Source organism: Cupriavidus sp. R6-3 (genome assembly GCF_059772245.1).
The window spans coordinates 1-9,452 of the sequence record NZ_JCBAJO010000179.1 but is presented as its reverse complement, the minus strand read 5'-3'; the positions used below and the strand labels follow the sequence as shown (position 1 = coordinate 9,452).

Sequence of the window (9,452 nt, the reverse complement as noted above, 5' to 3'; positions counted from 1 at the left end):
TGGCCACGGCGCCCAGCACCAGCAGCGCGATCGACAGCGCGGGCCGGGCGCGCAGCACCCAGGCGGTGGTCGGCAGCGAGATCCACATCGTCGCGATCGCCACGATCTTGGCGCGCAGCGGGATGCTGCGATGGCGCTGCCAGTCGTGCACGATCGGGCCGAGCCGGGGATGGCGCATCAGCGAGTCATGGAAGCGTTCGGAGCCGCGCGCGAAGCAGGCCGCCGCGAGCAGCACGAAGGGCGTGGCCGGCAGCACCGGCAGGAAGACGCCGAGCACCGCCAGCACCATGCAGACGATGCCGAGCGTGGCCCAGGCCGCGCGCACCAGGCGTTCGCGGCGGCTGCGCCGGACCTCGGCAATGACGACAGGGGGCTTATCCAGCGGGGAATCTCCAGCGGTCTGCAGCGGCGACCGCGGCGGCTATGGCAGCGGCTACGGCGGCTGCTGCGGCTGCGGTCAGTTGACGGCGCACAGGCGCGCCTTGGCCGCATCGTACTCGGCCTTCATGCGCGCGACAATCTCGCCGGCCGACTGGATCGCGTCGATCTGCCCGACGCCCTGGCCCGCGCCCCAGATGTCCTTCCACGCCTTGGCCTTGGAGCTGCCGCTGGAGAAATCCATCTTGCTCTTGTCGGCCTGCGGCAGGTTCTCCGGATCGAGCCCCGAATTGAGGATGCTCTCGCGGATGTAGTTGCCGTGCACGCCGGTGAACAGGTTGGTGTAGACGATGTCGGCGGCCGCCGCATCGGTGATCGAGCGCTTGTAGGCTTCGCTGGCATGCGCTTCCTGGGAGGCGATGAAGCGCGTGCCGACATAGGCGAAATCCGCGCCCATCGCCTGCGCCGCCAGCACGGCGTCACCGGTGGCGATCGAGCCCGACAGCGCGATCGGGCCATCGAAGATGCGGCGCACCTCGCCGACCAGCGCGAACGGCGACAGCGTGCCGGCATGGCCGCCGGCGCCCGCGGCGACCAGGATCAGGCCGTCGACGCCGGCCTCGAGGGCCTTCTCGGCATGGCGCAGGTTGATCACATCGTGCAGCACGATGCCGCCGTAGCTGTGCACCGCGTCGATCATCTCCTTGACCGGCGCGCGCAGCGAGGTGATGAAGATCGGCACCTTGTGCTCGACGCAGACGCGCACGTCCTGCTCCAGCCGCGCGTTCGACGCGTGCACGATCTGGTTGACCGCGATCGGGCCAATCGTGGCATCGGGATTGGCGGCGCGGAAGGCCGCCAGCTCCTGCTGCATCTGCGTCAGCCATTCGTCGAGCAGTTCGGCGGGGCGCGCGTTCAGCGCCGGAAACGAACCGACGATGCCGGCCTTGCATTGCGCCAGCACCAGTTCCGGATAGCTGACGATGAACATCGGCGACGCGATCACGGGCAGCGTCAGCTTCTGCAGGGCGGCGGGGATATGTTTGGCGGCGGGCATGGTGTCTCCTTGACCCACGGCAAGCGTGGCGCTGCGTGGCATCGATGTTCTGAACGATCGTTCGATTATAGGGACTTCCCTTGTTGGGGCGTTATCGCGGCATTAGAAGCGCGGGTCTAGCCGAAGTGCAATTCCGATCCAGCCCCACCAATCTAGCGCGAATCCGGCCCTGCCCCGCGGTCGGCGCCCTTGCGGAACACGCGAGGCAAAAAAAAGCCCCGCGTCCGGGGCGGGGCAATTACCACGAAGACTGATACATCGACGGCGGGCACCTGCCAATGCCGAAGCCGTCAACGGCATGGTAGAGGGGCAATATGACGATCCGGGGACGAGGCGGTGACGTCTCGATGAAGCGGCCGGCGGCGCGCGCAACGCGGCGCGCTCCTATGCGCTGGTACGCGGTCCCATGCGTTCCTGCACGGCTCCTGCGCGGCGCATGCGTGCCCATGCGTGCCCATGCGCGCCCATTGCGTCCGTCGGTGCTTACACACGCTGCAGCAGCAGCCCCTTCAGATATTCGCCCTCGGGGAAGGCCGCCAGCATCGGATGGTCGGTGCCGGCCGACAGCCGCCGCAGGATGCGCGCATCGACGCGGGCGTCGGTGGCCGCGCCGGCCACGATCTTGTGGAACAGCTCCATGCCGATCGCGCCCGAGCACGAGTAGGTGAACAGCAGCCCGCCCGGGCGCAGCAGCTGCATGCCGACCAGGTTGATTTCCTTGTAGGCGCGCGCGGCGCGGTCGATATGCTGGGCCGACGGCGCGAACTTCGGCGGGTCCAGCACGATCAGGTCGAACTGCCGGCCCTCGGCGCGGAACTGGCGCAGCGACTTGAACACGTCCGCGTCGAGCCAGGTCGCACGTCCCGCATCGAAGCCGTTCAGCGCGACATTGCCCTCGGCAATCTTCAGCGCCTCGCCCGACGAGTCGATCGACACCACCGAGGCCGCGCCGCCGCGCAGCGCCGCCAGCGAAAAGCCGCCGGTATAGCAGAAGCAGTTCAGCACCTCGCGCCCTTCGGCGAGATCGCCGACCAGCTTGCGGTTGTCGCGCTGGTCGACATAGAAGCCGGTCTTGTGGCCGTTGCGCACGTCGACGTAGTAGCGCACGCCGTGTTCGGTGACCGACAGCTCGGGGTCGGGCTCGGCGCCGGCCAGCACGCCGGTCACCAGCGCCAGCCCCTCGCGCTCGCGCACCGCGGCGTCGGAGCGCTCGTAGACGTTGGGGCAGCCGGTCTCCCGGATCAGCGCCTGCACGATCGCGTCCTTCCACTGCTCGACGCCGGCGGCGTTGAACTGGCAGACCAGCTGCGCGTGCTCGGCGCCGCGGCCGGCGCCGTAGTAATCGACCACCAGCCCGGGCAGCCGGTCGGCCTCGCCGAACACCAGCCGCACCGCGTCGCTGTCGCTGACCCATTGGCGGCGATGCGCCACCGCGGTGGCGACGCGGCGCTTGATCAGCGCATGGTCGACCGGCTCGTTCTCGTCGAAGGTCCACACGCGCGCGCGGATCTGCGAGTGCGGGCTGTAGGCCGCCTTGGCGAGGAAGCGGCCGTCGGCGGCGCGCACCGTGATGGTGGCGCCGGGCTCGGCACGGCCCTCGACGCGGTCGATGCCGGTCGCATAGATCCAGGGATGGCGGCGCAGCAGGGACTTTTCCTTGCCGGGCTTCAGGGTCAGGGTATTCATGATTCAGGGAAGGGAGGCCGCGCAGCGGCGGCCTTCTGGTTCACCGCGCGGTTCGCTTTCCTCTCCGGCCTGCGGGACAGGGCCTGGAGGGAACGGTAAAGCGGCACGGTAAGAGCGGCGCGGTGGAAAAGGACAGGCACCGCCGGCCGAAGCGGGCGCCATCGTCGCGTTACAGCACCACCTTGACCATCGGATGCGCGGTCAGCGCGCGATACAGGTCGTCCAGCTGCTCGCGGCTGGTGACCCAGACCGTCACGGTCAGGCCCAGGTAGTTGCCGTTGCGCGAGGGGCGCATCTCCATCTTGCCGGCATGAAAGCCGGGGTCGAATTCCTGCACCAGCGTGACGATGGCCTCGGCAAAGCCGTCCTGCATCGCGCCCATCACCTTGATGGGGAAATCGCTCGGGTATTCGATCAGCGAAGGCTGGTCGCGCCCGTTGTCGGTGTTGTCGGCGCTCATGGCGGCGGCCTCCTTGTTGCGTGTTACTTGCGCTTGAACCACAGGCGGATGGTGTCCCAGATGCGGCCGAAGAAGCCGGCTTCCTGCACCTCCTCCAGCGCGACCACCGGGAACTCGGCCACCTTGGTGGTGCCGTCCATCAGCTTGACGGTGCCGACCTGCTGGCCGGCCGTGATCGGCGCCACCAGCAGCTCCTGGCGCTCCAGCACCGGCTTCAGACGGCCCGCGGTGCCCTTGGGCACGGTCACGTAGGTCTCGTCGCGGACGCCGATCTTGATGGTGTCGTTGCTGCCCTTGTAGATGTCCGGCGTGGCCAGCACCTGGCCCTTGTCGTAGAGGCGCAGCGTGTCGAAGAACTGGAAGCCGTAGTTCAGCACCTTCAGGCTTTCCTGCGTGCGGACCTGTTCGCTGGTGGTGCCGATCACGATCGAGATCAGGCGGCGCGAGCCGTTCGGCACGTTGGCCAGCGGGCGCTTGGCCGAGGAGATCAGGCAGTAGCCCGCCGACCGGGTGTGGCCGGTCTTGACGCCGTCCACGGTCGAATCGATGTACAGCAGGCGGTTGCGGTTGGGCTGCTTGATCTTGTTATAGGTGAACTCCTTTTGCGAGTACATGCCGTAGTACTCGGGGAAGTCCTGGATCAGGCGCGTGGTCAGGATCGCCAGGTCCGCCGCGGTGGTGTAGTGGTTCGGGTCGGGAATGCCGTCGGTATTCGTGAAGTGCGTGCTCTTCATGCCCATGCGCTGGGCCTCGCGGTTCATCATCGCGACGAAGCCTTCCTCCGAGCCGCCGACCGCCTCGGCCAGCGCCAGCGCGGCATCGTTGCCCGACTGCACGATCAGGCCCATCAGCAGGTCCTGCACCGTGACCGGCTTGTTCGGCTCGATGAACATGCGCGACTCGTCGCTCTTGACCTTCAGCACCAGATTGGTCGGCACCACGGCCTGGTCCAGCGTCAGGCGCTTTTCCTTCAGCGCCTGGAAGGCCAGGTAGGCGGTCATGATCTTGGTCAGCGAAGCCGGCTCGATGCGGGCATCGGCATTCTGCGAGCCGAGCGCCTGGCCGCTGGTGACGTCGTAGAGCATCCACGCCTTGGCCGCCACCTGCGGCATCGGCACGGCCTGCGCGCGCACCGTCAGCGGTGCGCTGGCGAGCGCGAGCACGGCGGCGCTGGCCAGCAGGGTGTGGGCGATGCGGTGGGAGAACAGCGGCGAAGCTTGATTGGACATGTTTTCAGGTTCCGACAAGAGAGAAAGGGCAGCGTCGCGCCGCCACGCGGGCGTGGCGGCAGGGCAAGGAACGGCGGCCACGGATTGCCATGGCCGCCCGCTCAATGCCCGGGCTCAGCGCTGCCACGCATTGACGACGAGCTGCTTGATCAGATGCAGCTTGCGATGGAAGAAATGGTCGGCGCCGGGAATCACCGTGACCGGCAGTTCCTGCGGCCGCGCCCAGTCGAGCACGCTGGCGAGCGGCACGGTCTCGTCCTGCTCGCCGTGAATCACGATGGTATCGGCCGGCACCGGCGCGACCTGCCAGCGCGAGGCCGCGGTGCCGACCATCGCCAGCCGCTCGGCGGGCGTGCCGGCCTCGGCCAGGCGCCGCGCCACATGGCTGACGACGAAGCTGCCGAACGAGAAGCCGGCCAGCGCCAGCGGCAGCGTTGCCGCGTCGGCGGACCAGTCGCGCTGCTGGCGCATCCAGTCGATCACCGCCAGCAGATCGTCCTGCTCGCCCTGGCCGTTGTCATGCTCGCCGGCGGTGCCGCCGACCCCGCGGAAGTTCGGCCGCACGGTGGCGTAGCCCAGCTGCACGAAGGCGCGCGCCAGCGTCTGCGCGACCTTGTTGTCCTTGGTGCCGCCGAACAGCGGATGCGGATGGCCGACCAGCGCGAGGCCGCGCACCGGGGCGGCCTGCGGCAGGTCGACCGAGACGTCGATCGCGCCGGCGGGACCGGCAACGGTGAGTACCTGGGTATGCGCGTTCATGGCAGGAAGGGCGGAAATCCGGGGTCGAAACGAAAGTGGGCGTGGGCGGCGGATGGATGCGGATGCGCCTGCGCGCGCGGCGCTCAGCGATCCACCATCAGGCGTTCGACCGGCTTGCCGTGGATCAGATGGCTGTCGATGATCTCGTCGATGTCCTGCTCGTCGACGAATGTGTACCAAACGGCCTCCGGGTAGACCACCAGTACCGGACCGAGTTCACAGCGGTTCAGGCAGCCCGCCTTGTTGATCCGCACCCGTCCCTCGCCGCCGGCGATGCCCAGCTCCTTGCAACGCTTCTTGGCGTATTCCTGCATCGCCTTCGCGTTGTGGTTGGCGCAGCAGTTTTCGCCCGGCTCGCGCTGATTCAGGCAGAAGAAGACGTGGTGCTGGTAGTAGCTGCTCATGCGTGGGAGGGCGCGGCGCGCTCGGCTGGGCCGCGCGCGCGGCTTGGCGCCGGTCGGAACGGTGGGAAGCTCGGAATTATACGGCGAGCCGGGGGCCGTTTCGACCGCACGGCGGCGTCTGCAGCGCCACGCCGCGGTGGGTGTTAGCTATGGCGCACAGGAGGCGCTGGTTTGAGGCCCTCGTCGCGAGCGCAGCATAACGGGCACGGCGGCTACGGCCTACGGCCCCTATGGTTGCTGCGGACGCCATGGCGGCTACGTCGCCTATGGCAACTACGGCCGGCGCGGCAACTACGGCTGCTACGGTCCTACGACCACTACGCCCGGCTCACCGCCACATATTGCGCATCCGCGCGGCCAGGTCCACCGCCGGCAGCGACGCGCGCTGCGGCGCCGCGTCGACCGGCGGAGGCGGCGGCCACGCGCGGCTGTGGAAATGCGGCATCACGCGATTGGGCAGGAAGCGCGTGCGCGACGCGTACACGTGGCGGTCGCCCATGCCGGGCTGCTGATGCACGTAGAAGCGCTGCGGCACGACGATGTCGAGATGGTCGCGTGCGCGCGTCATCGCGACATAGAGCAGCCGGCGCTCCTCCTCGATCTCCTCGGTGGTGCCGGTGGCCAGGTCGGACGGCAGGCAGCCGTCCACGGCGTTCAGCACGTAGACCGCCTTCCATTCCTGGCCCTTGGCCGAATGGATGGTCGACAGGATCAGGTAGTCCTCGTCGCGCAGCGGCACGCCCGATTCGTCGCTGGAAGCGTCGGGCGGGTCCAGCGTCAGCTCGGTCAGGAAGCGCTCGCGCGAGCCGTAGGTCGCGGCGATGCGCGCCAGCTGCTGCAGGTCGGCGGCGCGCGCGGCGGCATCGTCGTGCAGGCGTTCCAGATGCGGCTCGTACCAGCGCAGCACGCGCTCGAAGTCAACCGGCCATGCCGCCGCGGGCGCCATCGCCTCGCGCGCCAGCGCGACCAGTTCCGCCCATGCCTCGGCCGCGGCCGGCGGCGCCTCGAACGATTCGAGCGCGAACAGCGGATCGCTGGCGAGTTCCAGGCCGTCGAGCACGCGCGCGGCGGTCTTGGGCCCGACGCCCGGCATCAGCTGCAGCGTGCGGAAGCCCGCCATGCGGTCGCGCGGATTCTCCAGCCAGCGCAGCGCCGCCAGCATGTCCTTGACGTGGGTCGACTCGAGGAATTTGAGCCCGCCGAACTTGACGAAGGGGATGTTGCGGCGGACCAGTTCCAGTTCGAGCTGCGCGCTGTGGTCGGCGGCGCGGAACAGCACCGCTTGCGCCATCAGCGCCAGCCCTTCCTCGCGCCGCGCGAGGATGCGCTCGACCACGAAGCGCGCCTGCTCGGTCTCGTCTCCCACCACCACCACGCCGGGCTTCTCGGCACTGGCGCGGTCGGACCACAGGTCCTTGGTGAAGCGCTCGGCCGCCAGCCCGATCACCGCGTTGGCGGCGGCCAGGATCGGCTGCGTCGAGCGATAGTTGCGCGACAGCGTGACCTGTCCCGCCGGCGGCGAGAAGCGGTGCGGGAAGTCGAGGATGTTGCGCACGGTGGCGCCACGGAACGCGTAGATCGACTGCGCGTCGTCGCCGACCACGGTCAGGCCGCGGCCGTCGGGCTTGAGCGACAGCAGGACCGCGGCCTGCAGCGCATTGGTGTCCTGGTATTCGTCGACCAGCACATGGTCGAAGCGCTCGCCCATGTCGCGCGCCAGCGCCGGCTCGGCCAGCGCCTGCGCCCAGTACAGCAGCAGGTCGTCGTAGTCGAGCACCTGCTGCTTCTGCTTGGCCTCGACATAGCCGGCAAACAGCGCCCGCAGCGCGTCCACCCACATCGCGTAGCGCGGAAACTGGCGCTGCAGCACCTCTTCGAGCGGCAACTGGGTGTTGACCACGCGCGAATAGATCGCCAGGCACGTTTCCTTGCGCGGGAAGCGCGCGTTCTGCGCCGACAGGCCGAGGTCGTTCCGCACCACGTTCATCAGGTCGGCCGAATCGCCGCGGTCGCTGATGGTGAAGGAGGGCGACAGGCCCAGCGTCTCCGCGTATTCGCGCAACAGGCGCGCGCCGATCGCGTGGAAGGTGCCGGCCCATTGCAGCGCGGCGCGGCCGGGATTGGCCGACGAGGTGGTGCCGTTGCGGGCCGCGAAGGCCTGGTCGACGATGCGCTCGACGCGCCGGCCCATCTCGACCGCGGCGCGCCGCGAGAACGTCAGCAGCAGGATGCGGCGCGGATCGGCGCCGCCCAGCAGCAGATGCGCGACGCGGTGCGCCAGCGTATTGGTCTTGCCCGAGCCGGCGCCGGCGATGATCAGCAGCGGCCGGTCGGTGGCGTGCTCGACCGCTTCACGCTGCTCCGGGTTCAGTGCGGCGAGATAGTCGACCGGAGCGGCCGGGTCGGCCGGAACGCTCGGAGCGATCGGATCGGACAGTGCTGCGGCGGGAGCGAGGGCGAGATCGGCGGACACAGGGGCGGGCGAGGGCGAAAACCGGAAATGTTCGCCGCAGACTGTATATCCATACAGATGTGTTGGGCAAGCGGGCGATGGCTGAAGGGACTTGAAGGGCGCTTTTGGTGGAGCTTGCGCCGGGAATGCCCTCTCCCCGATCCTCTTCCGCCCGCGGGAGAGGGCGAACCCAATCGCCGTTGGGACGCTGCGGGTTTGCGCCCCTCTCCCCCTTGGGAGGGGCTGGGCGAGAGGGCAGCCCCTCCCCCGTCAGCGCATCAGACCGCCTTGGCCAGCGCCTCGTCCAGCAGCCGGTGCAGACTGTCCCATTCCGGCTCGCCGACGTAGCGCTTCAGGATGCGGCCGTCCTTGTCCACCACGAAGGTGGTCGGCGTCAGTTGCACGTCGCCGAAGGCCTTGGCCGCCGAGCCGTCCGAATCGAGCGCGACCTTGAACGGCAGCTTGCGCGTCTCGGTGAAATTGGTCACGTACATCGGCGGGTCGTAGCTCATCGCCACCGCGACGAACTCCAGGCCCTTGTCCTTGAACTGCTGGTAGGTGCGCACCATGTCCGGCATCTCCTTGACGCAGGTGGTGCAGCTGGTGGCCCAGAAATTGACCATATAGACCTTGCCCTGCAGCTGCGCGGTGCTGACGCGCTCGCCGGACAGCAGCACGAAGGTCGCCTGCGGCGCATGCTGGGCCGGCGTCAGCGCCCGGTAGCCAAACCAGCCGAGCAGGACCAGCACCAGCAGGCCCACGATCAGCGGCCAGCGCTTGCGGGGGGAGGCGGGACGTTCCGGTTGGGAGGCGGACGAAGTCATGATGGGCCGACCGAAGGAGGGGAAAACGCCATTCTAGCGCCGAGGTGGCCGATGGCGCCGATCCCGAGCTCCAGCCCGAACTCGAGGCTGAGCGCGCGCCCGAACCCGAACCCCAGCCCGAGCCCCAGCCCGAGCCCCAGCCCCAGCCCCAGCCCCAGCCGAGCCGAGCCGAGCCGAGCCGAGCCGAGCCGAGCCGAGCCCGA

10 protein-coding genes are annotated in these 9,452 nt (G+C 68.9%); all 10 read right to left on the bottom strand.

Annotated elements, in window-relative coordinates; translation table 11 throughout:
- The coding region (locus tag AC6EI8_RS20370; RefSeq protein WP_498382723.1) for a YbaN family protein at positions 1-325 on the bottom strand (325 nt) is incomplete at its 3' end.
- A 132-nt stretch (positions 326-457) separates the two neighbouring features.
- Positions 458-1,435 (bottom strand): NAD(P)H-dependent flavin oxidoreductase, encoded by a 978-nt coding sequence (locus AC6EI8_RS20365; protein ID WP_149317166.1) that lies wholly within the window; start codon positions 1,433-1,435, stop codon positions 458-460.
- Between the two features lie 483 nt (positions 1,436-1,918).
- Positions 1,919-3,121, bottom strand: coding sequence for a class I SAM-dependent rRNA methyltransferase (locus tag AC6EI8_RS20360; RefSeq protein WP_265633172.1), 1,203 nt, complete (start codon positions 3,119-3,121; stop codon positions 1,919-1,921).
- Positions 3,122-3,290: 169 nt separating this feature from the next.
- Positions 3,291-3,581 (bottom strand): DUF493 family protein, encoded by a 291-nt coding sequence (locus AC6EI8_RS20355; RefSeq protein ID WP_053820987.1) that lies wholly within the window; start codon positions 3,579-3,581, stop codon positions 3,291-3,293.
- Positions 3,582-3,604: 23 nt separating this feature from the next.
- Positions 3,605-4,810: a D-alanyl-D-alanine carboxypeptidase family protein gene (locus tag AC6EI8_RS20350; RefSeq protein ID WP_265633173.1), complete on the bottom strand. Its 1,206-nt coding sequence runs from the start codon at positions 4,808-4,810 to the stop codon at positions 3,605-3,607.
- Between the two features lie 114 nt (positions 4,811-4,924).
- Complete coding sequence (locus AC6EI8_RS20345) at positions 4,925-5,569, bottom strand: alpha/beta hydrolase (RefSeq protein WP_149317163.1); 645 nt, start codon at positions 5,567-5,569, stop codon at positions 4,925-4,927.
- An 83-nt stretch (positions 5,570-5,652) separates the two neighbouring features.
- Positions 5,653-5,973 carry a (2Fe-2S) ferredoxin domain-containing protein gene (locus AC6EI8_RS20340; RefSeq protein WP_006578238.1) on the bottom strand — a complete coding sequence of 107 codons (321 nt, stop codon included), beginning with the start codon at positions 5,971-5,973 and terminating at the stop codon, positions 5,653-5,655.
- Positions 5,974-6,301: 328 nt separating this feature from the next.
- Complete coding sequence (locus tag AC6EI8_RS20335; RefSeq protein ID WP_498382722.1) at positions 6,302-8,446, bottom strand: ATP-dependent helicase; 2,145 nt, start codon at positions 8,444-8,446, stop codon at positions 6,302-6,304.
- 257 nt (positions 8,447-8,703) lie between these two features.
- Positions 8,704-9,249, bottom strand: a complete 546-nt coding sequence (locus tag AC6EI8_RS20330; RefSeq protein ID WP_149317161.1) for a TlpA disulfide reductase family protein — start codon at positions 9,247-9,249, stop codon at positions 8,704-8,706.
- The coding region (locus tag AC6EI8_RS20325; protein ID WP_498382721.1) for a hypothetical protein at positions 9,246-9,452 on the bottom strand (207 nt) is incomplete at its 5' end. The genes AC6EI8_RS20325 and AC6EI8_RS20330, both read right to left, overlap by 4 nt.